Raw genomic sequence first — 18283 nt, 5'->3', positions numbered from 1 at the left:
AAGGGATATACCCTTTACTACTAAATTCATCATACATCCTTATTATAATCAAATTACACTGAAAAATAAAAATATTACACTTATAATATTTAGTTTTTCTTAGTATCTACTGATTCATCAGCCAGTTACCTACAACTGAATCTGTAATCAATACCGTATGTTTCGGAGCTACCTTCAAATAGGAAGCTATCGCTTCTTTCTTACTATTACCTCCTGCTACAGCAATGATTCTTTTATCTTCAGTAAGATCATCAAGATGTATACCAATTGTTCTTACACGATAAACGATGTTGCCTTCCTCATCAAAATAATAACCGAAAGCTTCGGCAACTGCATTTCCATCCATCAGTTTCTCCATAACTTGTGGTGTTGAATGTCTTCTTTCAGCCATCTTCTGAGCTGATCCAATACCGTGAAGCACAATATCTGCCTGTTGAATATGCTGTAATACACGTCTAACAGACTGTTCTTCAAGAAGTGCATTATAGCCTGCTTCACTTACCTGATCAGGAACATAGAGAACTTCGAACGTCCCACCTGTCTGTTCAGCCATCAAATGCGCTATCGCATTAGCTTGAAAAGAAACTTCTTCACCTAACCCGCCACGCGCAGGAATAAAATTAATAGATTTATCTGTAGGACGCATCGAACGTGCAATGTACGCCATTGTCGATCCTCCAGTTACAGTTACTTTAGTCCCATCTTCAAAACAACTTTCTAGATACTCGCTTGTCGCCTGACCCATCCTAAGTTTCACTTCATCATCAATATCTGCATCACCACTTACGACGATCACCTTTTGAATAGCAAAACGACTTTCAATTGCATGCGCAACATGTTCTAGCCTAGTCAAACTATCCATAGAAGCTTTCATCTTACAAAGCACGTCTTCGCCACTTTCGGTTACCGACATTCCTTTAGATGTAATGGTAATTAAACCTTGTGTTTTTAATATATCCGTCTCAGTTCTAAGGATACGTTCACTGAGGTGAACCGTTTCACTAAGTGCCCGCCTACCAATCGGCTGATGCAGCTCAATTGCAGAGAGTATTTGAAATCTTCGGTACATCTTGTCAACTAAATCAGGGACAAGCTTCTTTTGAACCTCAAACAAAGCATTCAAATACACCCCTCCTCAATTAGTTGTGGACGAAATTCGTCCCAATCGGGTCAAAAAGTAACTTACGTTACACATACATAATAGCAAGTCCACTTATAGTAAGCAAGTAAAAGCTCCTAAAAAAATATATGAATACGTTTTCTTTAGTTTTTCTTTAAATATTCCATAATGGTCACAAAATCAATTTGACCTTCCTGTACCACAACATCATTATGTAATAGCACTGGAATCGACATAAAATATTGCGCCTCTAATGCTGGATCGCTCGTAATATTGATTTCATTAACAGTGAAATCAATATCTTCCTGTGCAAGGGCAATTTGAATCTTTGCATCATTACACAGTCCGCATTGATTTCCCACCAATAAAGTAAGTTCTTTCATAAATATACTCCTTTTAATATGATTTCGACCTAAATAATACTATAATATTAGCATTAACGTTAAAAATATGAGTGGTATGAGCGCTTTTTTTGACTATCTTTGACTTTATAGTGTATATTAAATTTAACGAACTTTAAACGAATCTTAAGGAGGATTTACTAATGAACTTAATACCTACAGTAATTGAATCAACAAATCGCGGAGAACGCGCATATGATATTTATTCACGTCTGTTAAAGGACCGCATCATCATGTTAGGATCGGCTATCGATGACAACGTGGCAAACTCTATCGTATCTCAATTATTATTCTTACAAGCACAGGATGCTGAGAAAGATATTTACTTATATATCAACTCACCAGGTGGTAGCGTGACTGCTGGTATGGCTATCTATGATACAATGCAGCACATCAAACCCGATGTACAGACGATCTGTATCGGTATGGCCGCATCGATGGGATCATTCCTACTCGCAGCTGGCGCAAAAGGAAAAAGATTTGCTCTACCGAATGCTGAAGTTATGATACATCAGCCATTAGGTGGTGCACAAGGGCAAGCAACTGAAATTGAAATTGCTGCACGACACATTTTAAAAACGCGCGAAAAGTTAAATCGCATCTTAGCTGAACGTACAGGTCAACCTATCGAAAAGATTGAAAAAGACACAGATCGTGATAATTTCTTAACAGCTGATGAAGCGAAAGCTTATGGCTTGATCGACGAAGTTATGCATCCAGCAGAATAATAGTATATAAAAACGTGTACAAAGAAAAAATTCTTTGTACACGTTTTTTATATTTACACTAGAATAGCATTCTATTTTATTTCTTCAGTTCAATATGTTCTCCATTTCTTAATTTCTCAGCAATCTCATCGATCTTTCTTAATCGATGATTCACTCCCGACTTCGATATCACACCGGTAGAAACCATCTCTCCAAGTTCCTTCAAGGAGATATCCTGATGTTGCACACGCAGTCGCGCAATCTCTCTTAATCGTTCCGGAAGTTCATCGATACCAATTTCCTCATCAATCAATCTAATATTCTCTACTTGGCGCATTGCAGCACCAATCGTCTTATTTAAGTTGGCCGTCTCACAATTGACAAGACGATTCACGGAATTGCGCATATCCCTGACAATCCTTACATCTTCAAACTTAAGTAATGCCTGATATCCGCCTATAATACTCAGAAAGTCTGAGATTTTTTCCGCTTCTTTTAAGTACGAAATATATCCTTTCTTACGTTCCAGAGTCTTCGCGTTCAGTCCATAACCATTCATCATTTCTGTCAATCCTTCAGAATGACTTTCATATAATGAGAATATTTCAAGATGATATGAAGAGGTCTCTGGGTTATTTACAGATCCTCCTGCTAAAAATGCCCCTCTTAAATAGCTGCGTTTACAACATTCCTCTTTGATCAGTGATTGATCAATATGCTGCACAAACTGGCCATCCTGCAATATGCTTAATTCATCAAGAATTTCTTTTGTCTTCATCTTGATGCGGCAAATATAGACATTGTTTTTCTTTAACTTCATCTTCTTACGTACGAGTAATTCAATATCAACACCGAATATCTTCTTTGTCAGACTATATACGCGTCGTGCAATGGCTGCATTTTCTGACTGTACATTAATCACCCACTGCATATTCTGTATATTTAAATTTCCGTTCATTCGAATGAGCGCGGCAAGTTCTGCTTTACTACAGCAGAGATCTGTCTCTATCCGCGTCAATTCATTCTTCATCTCTGAAGCAAATGACAATTTATTCTCCCTCTTTCTGAGTGAATTCAATTGTACTGATTTCACTTAATGCTAATTCATAAATCATTTCAGCGAGCACTTCATTATTATGACGTACCGCGCCTTCTTCGTTGATTTCAACGAGACCATCATCTGTGATAAGTGTAATTCCCAAGCGTTTAATATTCTCAGAGTCACACGTTACAAATTTTGAATTACGCTTTGCATAATTCTCGTTAATCTTATTTTCAAGTACAATTTCATTGGCAATGACAAACTGAATAAATGGAGAGGCGACATGTTTATGAATTGCTTCTATATGGTCTGATACCGAGTAATCTGTCGTTTCACCTGGTTGTGTCATAATATTAGAAACATAGAGCTTCTTCGCCTTACTTTCAATAACAGCGTCCCCCAGATCACGGATGACTAAGTTTGGGATAATACTTGTATAAAGACTGCCTGGTCCCAATACAATGAGATCAGCCTCCAGAACTGCATCTACAGCTTCTTGCATCGGTTTGATATAACCAGGTGTCAAGAAGACACTATCTATTCTTTTGAGTTTTAAAGGAATAAGAGATTCCCCGACAACAATTTCACCGTCTTCCATTACGGCATTCAATATCGGACTCGTATTTGTCGAAGGAATCACTGTCCCCTTAACATTCAATATTTTACTTAGTTCTTTGACTGCATGACCGAAATCATCCGTGACATCTGTCATTGCTGCAATCATTAAGTTGCCGACTGGATGTCCTCCAAGTGTATCCGAATTAAAGCGGTACTGAAATAATTTCTCAAGCATGGGTTCTACGTCACTTAAGGCTGCAAGTACATTTCTAATGTCTCCAGGTGCAGGGATATCCATGACATCTCTTATCTTACCTGTACTTCCTCCATCATCTGCAACAGTTACAATGGCTGTGATATCAACCGGGTATTCTTTAAGTCCTCTCGCCATAACTGAAAGACCTGTACCCCCGCCAATAAGACAGACTTTAAGCCTTTTCATTGACTGTTCCCTCAATAAGTGCATCTCTGTGGCGAGTATGAAGTTCAAAATCAAAGAAGTCCTTTAATTCGTTACTGATACGTTCACTTAATGCAACTGAACGGTGTTGTCCACCTGTACATCCGATAGCGATGACGACCTGACTCTTACCTTCGCGCATATAACCAGGAATCACAAACTTCAATAGATCGATTAATTTTTGGTAGAACATTTCAGTCTCTTTCCATTTCATGACATAGTCATAAACGAGGGGATCGAGACCTGTTAATTTTCTCATTTCTTCTATGTAGTATGGGTTCGGTAAAAATCTCACATCGAACACGATATCTGCATCAATCGGTAAACCGTGCTTAAATCCGAAACTCATCACATTAATCGTGAATATATTATCTTTACCTGATCCAAAGATTTCTATTACTTTAGAGCGCAATGCTTTCGGTTTGGATTCAGAAGAATCAATAATGTGTGTTGCAACCCCTCTTAAATCAGCAAGCAGCTTTCTCTCTTCCTGAATCGCATCAATCAATGAAATGTTATCCTGAAGGGGGTGTGTACGTCTTGTCTCTTTATAACGAGAAACTAATATGTGATCACTTGCTTCGACAAATAAAACTTGCACGAGTACTTCATTTAAATTGATAATATTTTGAATTTCTTCTTGTAAACTATTAAAGAAATCTTTCCCACGCAAGTCAATCCCGATAGCTACGCGTGACAGAGATTCTGTATTATTATTCATCAGTTCGATAAACTTTGGCAGCAATATAGGGGGAAGGTTATCCACACAGAAATAACCTAGGTCTTCAAGACATTGAATTGCAACACTTTTCCCTGCACCGCTCATTCCAGTGACAACAACCAGTCGTTTATATGTATCTTCGTTCGACATATATATTCCTCCTCATCTTAATTTCATTCTACATGAATTCATAAAAATAGACACGCACAAAATGCGTATCTATTTGTCGGAATATATTAATCATTCAAGCTTTCAATATAATGCTGAGCATTTTGTGCAGCAATGCTGCCATCACCTGTCGCAGTTACGATTTGACGGAGTTTCTTCTGTCTAACGTCACCAGCAGCGAATATTCCAGGAATATTCGTCTCCATCTCTTCATTCGTTATAATATAGCCGACTTCATCAGTTATACCAAGATGTTGAAATGGTTTTGTCAGGGGTTGCATACCGATATAGATGAATACACCATCAGTTTCAACATCTGTCTCTTTACCTTCCCTATCGATTAATGTTACAGATCCGACTTTTCCATCTTTTTCGTTAATTGATTTTAACGTACTATTCCAGATAAAATCTATCTTATCATTTTTAAATGCACGTTCCTGAAGAATTTTCTGAGCTCTTAATGTATCTCTTCTATGCACGATTGTTACTTTGTCTGCATATTTCGTTAAGTATACACCTTCTTCGACTGCAGAATCTCCCCCACCGATTACTACTAAGTTCTTCTGCTTGAAGAATGCACCGTCACACACAGCACAGTAAGATACGCCGCGTCCACCAAGCTCTGATTCTCCTGGCACACCGATCTTCTTATATTCTGCACCTGTCGCAATAATAACTGCTTTTGCTTTTAACTGCTTGTCACCTAGATCTACAATCTTGTCATCGCCTTCAACAGTGATGTTTTTAATATCACCATAAGTATATTCTGCACCGAATTTCTGTGCATGGGAGAACATCTTCGTTGAAAGGTCAGGTCCTGTGATCAGATCAAATCCAGGAAAATTTTCGACGTCTGCAGTATTGGCCATCTGTCCACCAGGCATACCACGTTCAATCATAATCGTAGATAGGTTTGCTCTAGATGCATAGACTGCTGCTGTCATCCCGGCTGGACCAGCACCAACAATGATCACGTCATATTCTTTAATTTCACTCATAATTATACCTCCATATTTGTTCAGTACTTATAATATACATGAATTCTAGATTTTTAAATATTATTTTGCTTGAACTGTTCATACACCTTCATAAAATGGTAGCGAGTCGTGTTAAATTTTTCTATCACCGCACGTTTTGATAATTTTTCATTTCGTGCTCTTTCAAACAGGAAGTAGCAAACCGCTGTATATGCATTAATCTGCTTAAGATTTAATTTTTTGTCTATGACGGCCTCTGCCATATCAATCCATCGCTCCATCAACTCCAGCCTACCATCCTGATCATAGATTAATTCAAGTCCTCTATGAATGAAATCCAGTTTAACGAGGTGAATATTATGAAAGATATAAGAGAGGTATAACTTCTCATAATCACCCATCTCCTCAAGCTGATTCCATACATCCTGATCGATCACCAACGTCTTATCCTTGAGGCGCGATAACAGAAAGATACCAATAATACGACGGTGCTGATCCTCGCTATTTAAAAGCGGCATAACGTTATCCTTAATATACGCCTCACCTTCAGCCATCTTACGTGGACTTAAACCAGGATGGCTTACAATCTCCCCAAGCTGCTGAAAGAACATATCAGACTGCAATACATAGCCAAGCGCATAGCTTGAATAACTTAACGCATGCAGCATCTGTGAATTGTGAAACTTTCCTTTTTGATACAGCGGAAATAGTAGTTGATAGGCTTCTGTATATTCCTTCAGGAAGCTCAATACGATACCCAATTTAAATTTTTCATCATCATTAATCGGGATAATCGTTCTAAGTTTCTTCAAGTAGGATTGATACGTTGTCGTCTGATGTGTATTGTATAGCAATAAGGTGTAGTGACAGAGCGCATTGATATCAGCAGGATTTTCTTCAAGTAATTGCTTTAATATCTTTGCCGCTTCATGATACTTGCTATTAAATAGTAACGTCATGGCCTTCAAATTGCGCACTTCAGTACGCATCTGAATATTATAAGGCTGAAAATCAATCCATTCTAAGGCAATATTATAATTCATATGCTCAAAAAAGTACTGAAAGATATAATGGACGACAAAGTTTTCACTTTCTATCTCTACTTTAGTGACGTCATTATAAACGACTTCAAACATTTTTGTCAGCTCATCAAGATATACATGGTCATCTGTGAGCAGACAGTAATACATACCGAATAAAAAAGCTTTATTAGGATCCCGTTGTCTAATAAAGAGCTGGCTCAGATCATAGAATACATCTTCTTCATTAAAATCATCTTTAAAATAATCCATTAGATAATGCTGTGCTTTATCGAAATCACCAAGTTCTGAAAAACAAAAAGCAATGTGCTGTACTGTATCGTATTTGAGATTTAAATCTAGTGATTTTATGAAGAATGAGATGGCCTCTTCGTAATGATGTTCACTCTGCTTCTTTATTCCTATTTGATAATATTCATCTTCAGTTGCTGGAAAACGGATCACATTACTCATCCATCTCACCTCCGTTTGTTATTATTTTATATTCATCGGATTACCGTATACAAAGGCATTCTCAGGAATATCTTTCGTTACAACTGTCATAGCGCCAACCTTCGCACCATCGCCTATTGTAACACCCGGCAAGACTGTGACATTCGCACCAATTAATACATTTCTACCAATCGTAATCTTGCCAGTGCGATACTCGTCTGTCAAATATTCATGTGCAAGTAACGTTGCGTTATACCCAATGATCGAGTTATCACCTATTTTTATCAGTTCAGGAAACATCAGATCAGGCATCGCCTTATAAGCAAATGACACATGATGTCCGAGCTGCATCTTCAGACATTTACTGAACAAGTAATGTTTCCATCTTACTGAAGGCAGAATGCGACATAATTCAATAACAACGAAGTTACGGCAAACCTTAAAGAATGAAACCGTCTTATACATCTGCCATAACGGGTTAGGCCCCTCTAATCTATGACGATTTAACTGACGCATAAGCAGAACTCCTTATAGGTTCATTCACTTCACCATAACGCGGCAATCGATATTTATAATTACGATAAAGCCATATTAAAGTCGCTGCAATCATAATCAAGATCGAAATTACTTGGGCAATACGCAGATTTGACGTAAGCATCAGACTATCTGTTCTTAATCCCTCTACAAACACACGTCCAATCGAATACCATATCGTATATAAAAGAAATGTCTGACCAATCTTCAGTCGTTTACGTATCACTAACAATATAACAAATCCTGTGAAACTCCATAACGATTCATAGAGGAAGGTCGGATGATAGTATGCTCCACCAATATTCATCTGATTGATTATAAATTTTGGTAAATGCAATGACTCCAGAAAATCTCTTGAAACCATGCCACCATGAGCTTCCTGATTCATAAAGTTTCCCCACCTACCGATTGCCTGTCCTAGAATGATACTCGGTGCCGCAATATCTCCAAGCTGAAAAAAAGATATTCCTTTCTTTTTACACAAGAAATATGCCATACCAATTGCACCGATCAATCCCCCGTGTATTGCGATACCGCCGTTCATGATCAACGGAATTTCAGAAAAATGATCCTGATAATAATCCCATTTAAATAATACATAATAGATACGAGCACAAACTATCCCCGAAACGATAGACCACATGACAATATCAATCAATGTATCTTCTTTAAAATGCTTTTTCTCTGTCTCTTTTTGAGCGATAAGATATCCGACTAAAATACCAAATGCAATAATAATACCGTACCATCTCACTGGATAGCCAAAGAGTTCAAATGCAACTGGATCAAATGGTGTCATGTTAAATCTCCTTTATCGACTGCCTTCTAATTTGTTCATTCAGGCGTTCATTAAAATCTTTTGCGGTGTTCGTTCCCATCTTATTGAGACGATAGTTCATCGCAGCAACTTCTATAATTACCGCTAAGTTACGCCCTGGTCTGACAGGAATCGTCTTCTTCGTAATTTGAGAATCAAGAATTGATAATTTTTCTTCGATTAATCCTATGCGGTCGTAAACTTTATCTTTGTTCCATGTTTCCAGATTAATATTGAGCATTAGACGTTTCTCTGGAAGGACACTCCCTGCGCCAAATAAAGTCATTACATTGATGATGCCTAGTCCTCTAATTTCAAGAAGATGTTCTATCAACTTTGGTGCTTTGCCCATCAGTACATTACGTGAAACTTCCTTTATTTCCACGTTGTCATCTGCAACAAGACGATGTCCACGTTTAACAAGTTCTAGTGCTGTCTCACTCTTACCTACTCCAGAATCACCGGTAATCAACACACCTACCCCGTATACATCGACCAGCACGCCGTGCATCGTCGTTTCAGGTGCAAGCTCACTCTCAAGATAAGATGTAATCTTGCTGATTAAACTTGTCGTTGCCTCTTTGCTCTGAAGAAGTGGTGTCCCTTTACGATTACATGCATCAATAAGTTCCTGTGGTGCCGGAATGTTTCTTGTTAAGATGATACAAGGGGTTTCCTTACGACAAAGCTTTACCATTCGTTCTGCACGTTCTTCTTTTGACAACGTTTCAAAGAAAGACATCTCAGTCGTGCCAAGTATTTGTATGCGGTCGGAAGAATAATGAGAGAAGAAACCTGCCATTTCAAGGCCCGGTCGCGAAATGTCTGCATTAGCTACCGGGATTTCTATTGCGACATTGCCCGCTAAAAACTTAAGGTCAAATTTATCAATTAGTTCTATACTTGTTATCATAGTTTTCCTCACTTTCTCTTAACATTTATATTAAATAACTTTATATCAATTTACAATTCATAATCACCAACAAAACCCGAGCGCTGCAAAAAATTGTTGACAATTTTCTGCAGCGCTCGGGTTTTGCTAAAGATGATTTGACAATGAGCTCAACACTTATCTTTCTATATGATGCTTTAAATATTGACCTGTGTAAGATTCATGCACTTGCATAATCTGTTCTGGAGTACCACTTGCGATAATCTGTCCACCGTTATCCCCACCTTCTGGACCAAGGTCAACAATGAAGTCTGCCATCTTGATCACGTCAAGATTATGTTCAATAATCAGAACCGTATCCCCATTTTCGACAAGTTGCTGTAAAACTTTCAGTAATCTTGCAATATCATCGACGTGTAATCCAGTCGTCGGTTCATCCAGAATATATAACGTTTTACCCGTACTGCGTTTATGCAGTTCTGAAGCTAGCTTAACACGTTGTGCCTCACCCCCTGAAAGAGTTGTGGCAGGTTGTCCAAGCTGAATATAACCTAGTCCGACGTCCATGATGGTCTTAAGTTTACGCTTAATCTTAGGAATGTTCTCAAAGAAATGGTAAGCATCTTCAATCGTCATATCAAGAATATCTGCAATGTTCTTATCTTTATATTTCACTTCGAGCGTTTCGCGATTATATCGCTTACCGTGACAGACTTCGCACGGCACGTAGACATCAGGAAGAAAGTGCATCTCTATCTTGATGATACCGTCTCCGTGACAAGCCTCACAGCGGCCTCCTTTAACATTAAAGCTGAAGCGTCCTTTTTGATAACCTCTTAACTTCGCTTCATTCGTCTGCGCAAAGACATCACGTATATCATCAAACAGACTCGTATAAGTCGCAGGATTGGAACGTGGTGTCCTACCTATAGGAGATTGATCAATATCGATTATCTTATCAATATGTTCTATCCCCTTTACTGCTTTATGAGGTCCCGGTTTTTCTTTCGATTTATATAGCTTCTGAGCAAGCGCCTTATACAGCACATCGTTAACAAGCGTACTTTTTCCGGAACCCGAGACTCCAGTTACCACCGTCATCATACCCAGTGGAATCTGAACATCCACACCCTTTAAATTATTACTTGTTGCACCTTCTACCGTTAAGAATCTGCCATCTGGTTTACGTCTTTCTTCAGGAAGCTCAATTCTTTTTACACCGCTTAAATACTGACCTGTTAACGACTTCTTATTCTTCATCACTTGCTTTGGTGTACCTTGTGCGACAACCTGTCCTCCATGTACACCCGCTCCTGGACCAATGTCAATCAAATAATCAGCAGCAAGCATCGTATCTTCATCATGTTCAACGACAATAAGGGTGTTTCCAATATCTCTCATGGATTTCAGTGTATCGATGAGACGGTCGTTATCTCTCTGGTGCAGACCTATGGACGGTTCATCCAGAACATACATTACACCTGTTAATCTTGAACCAATCTGCGTTGCAAGTCGGATACGCTGTGCTTCTCCACCAGAAAGTGTTCCTGCTGTTCTATTTAAAGTGAGGTATTCCAGTCCTACATTATATAAGAATGTCAACCTTTCAGTGATTTCTTTCAGGACGAGTTCAGCAATTTGCTGTTCTTTCTTTGAAAGTTCAAGGTTACTGAAATATTGTAATGCTTCTCTGATAGATAACGTTACAACTTCTCCTATATGCTGATCATTAATCTTAACACTCATCGCTTCTTCAGAAAGACGATAGCCATGACATGTGTGACAGACCTCATCCACCATATACTTCTTCATCTGCTCACGTGTATATTCTGAAGGACTCTCCTTATATCTACGTTCGATATTATTCACAATACCTTCAAATTTCATTACACGTTTACGCGATACACCATTATCTTGTCTGAAGGTAAAGGAAATATCATCCGAGTGTCCATACAGGATGATGTCCTGATCTTCCTTAGATAAATCTCTAAAAGGCGCTTTCATAGAAATCCCAAAATGTTTACATGCCTGCTTGAGTAATGTCGGATAATAGTTCGAACTGATGGGCTCCCATGGCACTAATGCACCATTTGTTAACGATTTGCTATCATCAGGAATGACAAGGTTTAAATCGACTGCTAATTTTGTACCTAGTCCATCGCAATCCGGACATGCACCAAACGGGCTATTAAAAGAAAACATTCGAGGTTCTAACTTATCAATAGAGAATCCACAAATTGGACAGGCATGATGTTCTGAAAACTTCAGTTCATCTCCATCGATTAAATCAATGACAACATTACCTTCTGCAAGTTTCAAAGCATTTTCAAGAGAATCCGCAAGTCGTGCTTCTATGCCCGGTTTCACAACAAGTCGGTCTACAATAACATGAATATCATGATTCGTATTTTTATTGATGTCGATTGTTTCAGAAGCATCATAAACTTCACCATCTACCATAATACGCGCATACCCTTTTTTAGAGATATCTTCAATCAGTTTCTTATGCGTTCCTTTACGGCCTTGCACTATTGGAGCCATAACCTGTATCTTAGTTCTTTCTTCTAATGCCATAACTTGATCCACCATCTGCTGTACCGTCTGTGACTCGATAGGGATACCATGATTTGGACAATAAGGTGTACCGATTCTAGCATATAGCAGTCTTAAATAATCATAAATTTCAGTAACAGTTGCAACAGTACTTCTCGGGTTCTTACTTGTTGTCTTCTGGTCAATCGAAATTGCAGGCGATAAACCTTCTATAGTGTCTACATCCGGTTTGTCCATCTGCCCTAAGAATTGTCTGGCATATGCACTCAATGACTCAACATATCTACGCTGACCTTCAGCATAGATTGTATCGAATGCAAGACTAGATTTACCAGAACCTGATAAACCGGTCATAACAATGAGTTTATCTCTCGGAATTTCAATATCAACATTCTTTAAATTATGCGCTCTTGCGCCTTTGACGATTATAGATTTATTCTTCATGCGCTCACCCTTCTGCTTTTAACTCAAACAGTGCATCTCTGAGTTCTGTAGCACGTTCAAAATCTAAAGCTTTTGCCGCTTCTTTCATTTCATGTTCAAGCTGCTCTATTGTACGTGCTCTTTCCTTCTTCGTTAATTTCTTCTTCTGTACAGGTTTTTGTTCCTCATCAGTTTCTAGTGTGGCACTGATGACATCACGAATCTTCTTATTGATGGTTGTCGGGGTTATTCCATGTTCTTCATTATATGCTTCTTGTATCGAACGACGACGTGATGTTTCGTCAATCGCAAACTGCATAGACTCTGTTATCTTATCTGCATACATAATGACACGACCCTGTTCATTACGGGCAGCACGTCCAATTGTCTGAATTAATGAACGCTGACTGCGTAAGAATCCTTCTTTGTCCGCATCTAATATCGCTACGAGCGACACTTCAGGGATATCCAGACCTTCCCTGAGCAGGTTGATTCCGACCAATACATCAAATACACCTAGCCTCAGATCACGGATAATCTCTATACGTTCTAACGTCTTAATCTCTGAATGCAGGTAATTAACTTTTATTCCAGCTTCTTTTAAGTAAATTGTTAAGTCTTCACTCATTTTCTTAGTCAGCGTCGTAATAAGCACGCGCTCATTCTTTTCGATGCGCACACGAATCTCTTCCATCAGATCATCTATCTGATGTTGTGATGGACGCACTTCAATAATAGGATCCAGCAATCCTGTCGGTCGAATAATTTGTTCGACCATCTCGTCTGTATGCTCAATCTCATAAGGTCCAGGCGTAGCAGAAACATAGAGAAACTGATGTCCTTTTTGTTCAAACTCTTCAAACTTCAGCGGACGATTATCCAGTGCACTCGGCAATCTGAAGCCATGATCCACAAGCACGTTCTTTCTCGCCTGATCCCCGTTATACATACCACGAACTTGAGGTACCGTAACATGAGACTCATCCATCATGATCAACCAGTCGTCACCAAAATAATCCAGCAACGTATAGGGTGTCGACCCTCTAGGTCTTAAAGTCAGATGTAAGGAATAGTTTTCAATTCCTGAGCAAAAGCCCATTTCTCGCATCATTTCAAGATCGTAATTCGTACGTTGTTCAAGCCTCTGTGCCTCAAGCAGCTTTCCTTCATCTCGAAACTTCTTCAGTTGTTCCTCTAATTCCTTTTCTATTCTTTCAATCGCAAGCTTCATCTTCTCTTCACGCGTGACGAAGTGACTTGCTGGAAAAATCGCAAAGTGTTCGCGTTCTTTCAGCACTTCACCGGTTAAATAATTGATTTCACGTATGCGTTCTATTTCATCACCGAAAAACTCGATACGTATACACTGCTCATCACGAGATGCAGGAAAGATTTCCACGACATCTCCTCGAACACGAAATGTACCACGACGAAAATCTATATCATTACGTGTATACTGAACATCCACCAGCTTGCGTAATAATTGGTTACGCTCCATCTCCATACCAACACGTACGCTGACAACAAGATCACGATACTCTTCCGGGTTCCCTAAACCATATATACAGCTGACAGAAGAAATAATAATCACGTCATCACGCTCAAATAAAGCGCTTGTTGCCGAGTGACGCAACTTATCAATTTCATCGTTTATCGATGCGTCTTTCTCGATAAATGTATCTGTAGAAGGTACATACGCTTCTGGTTGATAATAATCGTAGTAACTCACAAAGTATTCAACCCGATTCTCTGGAAAAAACTCTTTAAACTCAATATAGAGCTGCCCTGCTAATGTTTTATTATGTGCCATAATAAGTGTCGGTTTACCAACACGTTCAATTACATTACTCATCGTAAACGTCTTGCCTGTACCAGTAGCACCTAATAGCGTCTGATAGCGTTTCCCTTCTTTGATTCCTTGTACAATTTTCTCTATCGCATCAGGCTGATCTCCTGCTGGCTGATAGTCTGAATGTATTTTAAAGTCATGATGTTCCATACGTCCCCTCCTCATCGATTTACATTTTACCAAAATATTCGTTCAAGGTACAAACATTTGTTCGTAAATCCATCTTCATTTAACACGCGTCCTATACGATAAAATCCGATAAATGTATAGACACTATTCATCGTCTTACATTTACCGGATTCTATTTTAAAAAGTCAATTTTGATATTCAACTTGCTACACTTGATTTTCTTTATCCAGGTTGTACAGCTCTACAAATAAATAACCGACTATCAGGCTCAGCGTATCTAAAAACACAATCATCTGTGAATGAAAGAATCCTTTATAGACAGATACCCCAATAACAATAACCGACAACAGTAATCCTGTATATTTATTACGTACAATCATACTGAAGCAGATCACCAGAAATGCAGGCAACGTACATGCTAATACATACCATATTGTCATTGTAAGTTATCCTTCTGCTGTAAGATAGCCATCGTTATTTCACGCAGTTCAGATCTTGGGATAAATTTTTCCTGCAGCATATCTGGAAGGATATTATCAAGAAAATCCTGCACACAATGAAGATGCTTGAACTGTATGATGGTTCTTAAACTTTTGTCATAAATTTCAAAGAATAATGGTTCTGGATTACGTTTTTGAATCTCACCAAAGGATTCATACAATAGATCAATCTTATCAGCCACTGACAGAATCTGACCTTCGATCGTATCGTCTTTACCTTCTTTTAATCGTTCACGGTATGTTTCTTTATATGCTTCCGGAAACTCACTGTCAATAAACTTACTGATCATTTCTTCTTCAACTTCACTAAATAAACGTTTTATTTCTTTTGACGCATATTTCACAGGCGTCTTGATGTCTCCCGTGAAGATTTCAGGATAATCATGGTTTAATGCTTTCTCGTACACGTATTTCCAGTTAATCTCTGTACCATGATACTCCTCCACAGTTGCTAAGTATTGCGCAATCTTTGTCACCTTAAATGAATGGGCGGCAACATTGTGCTCCTGATACTTGAATTTGCCGGGACATCTTATTAACTTCTCCAGATCCGACAAACTTTTGAAATATTGATGGACACCCATTGAATCCCTCCTATTGAATCTGCCTGATAATTTCTTCTATTTTTTGTTGATTAAGTTCACCTACATACGTCTTCAATACTTTACCTTGTTTATCGACGAATATCGTCGTAGGAATATTGTAGATTTTATATCGTTTCATCGTCGCTTCATCTAATATATACATCGGATATGTCGGTTGATATTTATCAATAAAAGCATCTCTATTTTCTGGATTATCCTGTACATTGAATCCGATAAGACCAACATGATTCGGCATCTCTTTTCCATACGTTACAAACTCAGGCATCTCTTTCTTACAAGGTTCGCACCACGACGCCCACATATTGATTATTGTTATATCATGCTTCAATAATGATTCAACCTCTTTTTTCTGCCCTTTCATATTGGTAACCGACATTTCATTAATACGTTTATTGTTTAGGGGATGATTATGCGTCACGATATTAGCAGGCTCCTCATTACTTCTATTAAATTGTATTACAGTATAAATCGAATAGGATGCAAGTGCAACAAATATAGTAGCTAATAGAATTGTTATCAATCTTTTCATAGAACACCTCATCACATATTATAGCAAAAAAATCTTACAACACGAACGGTGTGTAAGATTTAATCATTCTAATATTATTTTATTAGTAAATATATTCAAACTGAGCGCGCTGTGCTTTTGAAATTGTTCTATAAGTCTTCACACCACTACGCGGATAGTTCATTTCAGAAACGAGTATACTTCCATTGCGATTAATACGTTCTACAACTGCTGCATGACCATGATAACCTTTTTGAGAAATCATGACTGAACCATATACGGGCGTACGACTCACTTTATACCCCATGCGTCGTGCATTTGATGGCCAGTACTTTGCACTATTCCAACTATTGCTTACAGGACGTTTAAGTTGTGCACGTCTATTAAACGCATAATACACACAGCTTCCTTTATAATAATAATTATATCCAGCTTTCTTTACAGGATTATTATAAGCATGTGCCTGTTGACTATTTGGATAAATTGCTTCAGTTGCAGTCCCCAGCATGATTATTGCAATTATTGAAAGTATAACTTTTTTCATGTAATATCCTCCGGTTGTTTTATTAGCTAAATAGATATTACCATATAAAAAAAGCGAAAAATTCAATGTAACTTACATGTAATATATGGTTAATATAACTTACATAATAATAATTGATTATTACACAATTATTGCAGCTTCAAGTTAATTGTAAAAATAAAAAAACATGGGACAAGTTGTCCCATGACTTATTAGAATCTGTAATATCCTGTTACTGAACCATTTACGTAACTTACTGAACGTTGTCCAATACCTTCAGATGGATTTAAAGCATCGATCATTTGACCATTACCAATGTATACCCCAACATGGCTTCCACCATTGAAATATACTAAATCTCCTGCTTGAGGTGCTGAAACACGTGTTCCCGCTGCCATTTGTGCGTATGTTGTACGTGGAATTGATTTCCCTTGAGCAGCGAGTACTTGTTGAGCAAATGCCGAACAATCTACTGCTGTAGCAGAGTTTGCACCATAAACATAAGATTTTCCTGACGCTACACCATTTGCGATTTGTGCTACATTACCATTTACAGGTGCTTTATAGCTTTTCGCTGGCGCTTGGTATGATTGTTGTACTGGTGCTGCAGTTTGCTGTGCTGGCGCCTGGTATGATTGTTGTACTGGCGCTGCTGTTTGCTGTGCTGGCGCCTGGTATGATTGTTGTGCTGGCGCTGCTGTTTGCTGTGCTGGCGCCTGGTATGATTGTTGTGCTGGCGCTGCTGTTTGCTGTGCTGGCGCCTGGTATGATTGTTGTACTGGCGCTGCTGTTTGCTGTGCTGGTGCTTCAGTTTGCGTAACAGGTTGAACCGTCTCTGATTGAACTTTAGCAACTGGTGCTGTCAAGTTCAACTTTGTACCTACTTCAATCGTATCTGAAGTTAAGTTATTCCATGACATAATATCATTCACTGTTAGATCAAATTGAGACGCGATTGTGTGTAATGTATCGCCTTTTTTAACTGTATAAGTATCTGTATTCTCTACCTTTAATGTTTGTCCAACTAAGATAAGATCGCTATTTAAATTATTTAATGCTTTAAGTGCATCTACACTTGTACCATTCTCTTGTGCAATCGCCCATAATGTGTCACCTGCTTGAACATGATGCTCACTTGCGTATGCTTGTGAAGCTACTCCTGTAACCGCTGTGATTCCTGCAATCGTAACTAATGCTTTTTTCATTATATGTGTTGCCTCCTGAATTTTAGTGTTCTTAGTAAATTTCTACAAGACATAATATACCATATCGCTACACAATATCTACCAATGTAATATTTTTGTAATGTAATCGTTATGCCTCT

General features: G+C 38.4%; 18 protein-coding genes. 1 reads left to right on the top strand and 17 read right to left on the bottom strand.

Going from position 1 to position 18283, the window contains the following annotated elements:
• Nucleotides 1-106 precede the first annotated feature (106 nt).
• Both CD152_RS04855 and CD152_RS04850 read right to left on the bottom strand, forming a co-directional pair.
• The gene (locus CD152_RS04855) at nt 107-1123 is read right to left on the bottom strand and encodes a sugar-binding transcriptional regulator (RefSeq protein ID WP_103214464.1); all 1017 of its coding nucleotides are present in this window, start codon (nt 1121-1123) and stop codon (nt 107-109) included.
• 140 nt (nt 1124-1263) lie between these two features.
• The gene (locus CD152_RS04850; protein ID WP_103214463.1) at nt 1264-1503 is read right to left on the bottom strand and encodes a glutaredoxin family protein; all 240 of its coding nucleotides are present in this window, start codon (nt 1501-1503) and stop codon (nt 1264-1266) included.
• A 161-nt stretch (nt 1504-1664) separates the two neighbouring features.
• Here CD152_RS04850 and clpP point away from each other — a divergent pair, with 161 nt between their 5' ends.
• The gene (gene clpP / locus CD152_RS04845; protein WP_012656427.1) at nt 1665-2249 is read left to right on the top strand and encodes an ATP-dependent Clp endopeptidase proteolytic subunit ClpP; all 585 of its coding nucleotides are present in this window, start codon (nt 1665-1667) and stop codon (nt 2247-2249) included.
• 76 nt (nt 2250-2325) lie between these two features.
• Here clpP and whiA read toward each other — a convergent pair whose 3' ends face one another.
• From whiA to CD152_RS04770, 15 genes are all read right to left on the bottom strand, one after another.
• Nucleotides 2326-3276, bottom strand: a complete 951-nt coding sequence (gene whiA, locus CD152_RS04840; RefSeq protein WP_012656426.1) for a DNA-binding protein WhiA — start codon at nt 3274-3276, stop codon at nt 2326-2328.
• Between the two features lies 1 nt (nt 3277).
• Nucleotides 3278-4270: a gluconeogenesis factor YvcK family protein gene (locus CD152_RS04835; protein ID WP_012656425.1), complete on the bottom strand. Its 993-nt coding sequence runs from the start codon at nt 4268-4270 to the stop codon at nt 3278-3280.
• Nucleotides 4257-5159, bottom strand: coding sequence for an RNase adapter RapZ (gene rapZ / locus CD152_RS04830; protein ID WP_103214462.1), 903 nt, complete (start codon nt 5157-5159; stop codon nt 4257-4259). The genes CD152_RS04835 and rapZ overlap by 14 nt, the downstream gene beginning before the upstream one ends.
• Nucleotides 5160-5245: 86 nt before the next feature.
• The gene (trxB, locus tag CD152_RS04825) at nt 5246-6175 is read right to left on the bottom strand and encodes a thioredoxin-disulfide reductase (RefSeq protein ID WP_086038290.1); all 930 of its coding nucleotides are present in this window, start codon (nt 6173-6175) and stop codon (nt 5246-5248) included.
• 53 nt (nt 6176-6228) lie between these two features.
• Nucleotides 6229-7647: a tetratricopeptide repeat protein gene (locus tag CD152_RS04820; RefSeq protein WP_103214461.1), complete on the bottom strand. Its 1419-nt coding sequence runs from the start codon at nt 7645-7647 to the stop codon at nt 6229-6231.
• 21 nt (nt 7648-7668) lie between these two features.
• The gene (locus tag CD152_RS04815) at nt 7669-8142 is read right to left on the bottom strand and encodes an acyltransferase (RefSeq protein WP_012656421.1); all 474 of its coding nucleotides are present in this window, start codon (nt 8140-8142) and stop codon (nt 7669-7671) included.
• Nucleotides 8120-8959 (bottom strand): prolipoprotein diacylglyceryl transferase, encoded by an 840-nt coding sequence (gene lgt / locus CD152_RS04810; protein ID WP_086038287.1) that lies wholly within the window; start codon nt 8957-8959, stop codon nt 8120-8122. Before lgt ends, CD152_RS04815 begins: the two co-directional genes overlap by 23 nt.
• A gap of 1 nt (nt 8960) precedes the next feature.
• On the bottom strand, nt 8961-9890 hold the full coding sequence (gene hprK / locus CD152_RS04805; RefSeq protein ID WP_086038286.1) for an HPr(Ser) kinase/phosphatase: 930 nt from the start codon (nt 9888-9890) through the stop codon (nt 8961-8963).
• A gap of 156 nt (nt 9891-10046) precedes the next feature.
• Nucleotides 10047-12866 carry an excinuclease ABC subunit UvrA gene (uvrA, locus tag CD152_RS04800; protein WP_103214460.1) on the bottom strand — a complete coding sequence of 940 codons (2820 nt, stop codon included), beginning with the start codon at nt 12864-12866 and terminating at the stop codon, nt 10047-10049.
• A 4-nt stretch (nt 12867-12870) separates the two neighbouring features.
• The gene (gene uvrB / locus CD152_RS04795) at nt 12871-14859 is read right to left on the bottom strand and encodes an excinuclease ABC subunit UvrB (RefSeq protein ID WP_407943912.1); all 1989 of its coding nucleotides are present in this window, start codon (nt 14857-14859) and stop codon (nt 12871-12873) included.
• A 170-nt stretch (nt 14860-15029) separates the two neighbouring features.
• Entirely contained in the window at nt 15030-15263 is a 234-nt protein-coding gene (locus CD152_RS04790; protein WP_086038283.1) for a CsbA family protein, read from the bottom strand.
• Entirely contained in the window at nt 15260-15907 is a 648-nt protein-coding gene (locus CD152_RS04785) for a YfbR-like 5'-deoxynucleotidase (protein ID WP_086038282.1), read from the bottom strand. Before CD152_RS04785 ends, CD152_RS04790 begins: the two co-directional genes overlap by 4 nt.
• A gap of 10 nt (nt 15908-15917) precedes the next feature.
• Nucleotides 15918-16457 carry a TlpA family protein disulfide reductase gene (locus tag CD152_RS04780; protein ID WP_157820959.1) on the bottom strand — a complete coding sequence of 180 codons (540 nt, stop codon included), beginning with the start codon at nt 16455-16457 and terminating at the stop codon, nt 15918-15920.
• Nucleotides 16458-16539: 82 nt separating this feature from the next.
• On the bottom strand, nt 16540-16980 hold the full coding sequence (locus CD152_RS04775) for a CHAP domain-containing protein (protein ID WP_012656414.1): 441 nt from the start codon (nt 16978-16980) through the stop codon (nt 16540-16542).
• Between the two features lie 191 nt (nt 16981-17171).
• The gene (locus CD152_RS04770; protein WP_103214458.1) at nt 17172-18164 is read right to left on the bottom strand and encodes a LysM peptidoglycan-binding domain-containing protein; all 993 of its coding nucleotides are present in this window, start codon (nt 18162-18164) and stop codon (nt 17172-17174) included.
• Nucleotides 18165-18283: the final 119 nt, after the last annotated feature.

The organism is Macrococcoides caseolyticum (assembly GCF_002902665.1).
In the GTDB taxonomy this organism is placed as follows: Bacteria; Bacillota; Bacilli; order Staphylococcales; family Staphylococcaceae; genus Macrococcoides; species Macrococcoides caseolyticum.
The sequence above is the reverse complement of the archived record's forward strand: the minus strand, read 5'-3'. Positions and strand labels throughout refer to the sequence as shown.

Excerpts from the sequence above, each read along its gene's own strand:
- CD152_RS04850 (WP_103214463.1), bottom strand. The coding sequence starts at position 1,503 with ATGAAAGAACTTACTTTATTGGTGGGAAATCAATGCGGACTGTGTAAT.
- clpP (WP_012656427.1), top strand. The coding sequence starts at position 1,665 with ATGAACTTAATACCTACAGTAATTGAATCAACAAATCGCGGAGAACGC.
- CD152_RS04835 (WP_012656425.1), bottom strand. The coding sequence starts at position 4,270 with ATGAAAAGGCTTAAAGTCTGTCTTATTGGCGGGGGTACAGGTCTTTCA.
- rapZ (WP_103214462.1), bottom strand. The coding sequence starts at position 5,159 with ATGTCGAACGAAGATACATATAAACGACTGGTTGTTGTCACTGGAATG.
- trxB (WP_086038290.1), bottom strand. The coding sequence starts at position 6,175 with ATGAGTGAAATTAAAGAATATGACGTGATCATTGTTGGTGCTGGTCCA.
- CD152_RS04820 (WP_103214461.1), bottom strand. The coding sequence starts at position 7,647 with ATGAGTAATGTGATCCGTTTTCCAGCAACTGAAGATGAATATTATCAA.
- CD152_RS04815 (WP_012656421.1), bottom strand. The coding sequence starts at position 8,142 with ATGCGTCAGTTAAATCGTCATAGATTAGAGGGGCCTAACCCGTTATGG.
- lgt (WP_086038287.1), bottom strand. The coding sequence starts at position 8,959 with ATGACACCATTTGATCCAGTTGCATTTGAACTCTTTGGCTATCCAGTG.
- hprK (WP_086038286.1), bottom strand. The coding sequence starts at position 9,890 with ATGATAACAAGTATAGAACTAATTGATAAATTTGACCTTAAGTTTTTA.
- uvrA (WP_103214460.1), bottom strand. The coding sequence starts at position 12,866 with ATGAAGAATAAATCTATAATCGTCAAAGGCGCAAGAGCGCATAATTTA.
- uvrB (WP_407943912.1), bottom strand. The coding sequence starts at position 14,859 with ATGAGGAGGGGACGTATGGAACATCATGACTTTAAAATACATTCAGAC.
- CD152_RS04790 (WP_086038283.1), bottom strand. The coding sequence starts at position 15,263 with ATGACAATATGGTATGTATTAGCATGTACGTTGCCTGCATTTCTGGTG.
- CD152_RS04785 (WP_086038282.1), bottom strand. The coding sequence starts at position 15,907 with ATGGGTGTCCATCAATATTTCAAAAGTTTGTCGGATCTGGAGAAGTTA.
- CD152_RS04780 (WP_157820959.1), bottom strand. The coding sequence starts at position 16,457 with ATGAAAAGATTGATAACAATTCTATTAGCTACTATATTTGTTGCACTT.
- CD152_RS04775 (WP_012656414.1), bottom strand. The coding sequence starts at position 16,980 with ATGAAAAAAGTTATACTTTCAATAATTGCAATAATCATGCTGGGGACT.
- CD152_RS04770 (WP_103214458.1), bottom strand. The coding sequence starts at position 18,164 with ATGAAAAAAGCATTAGTTACGATTGCAGGAATCACAGCGGTTACAGGA.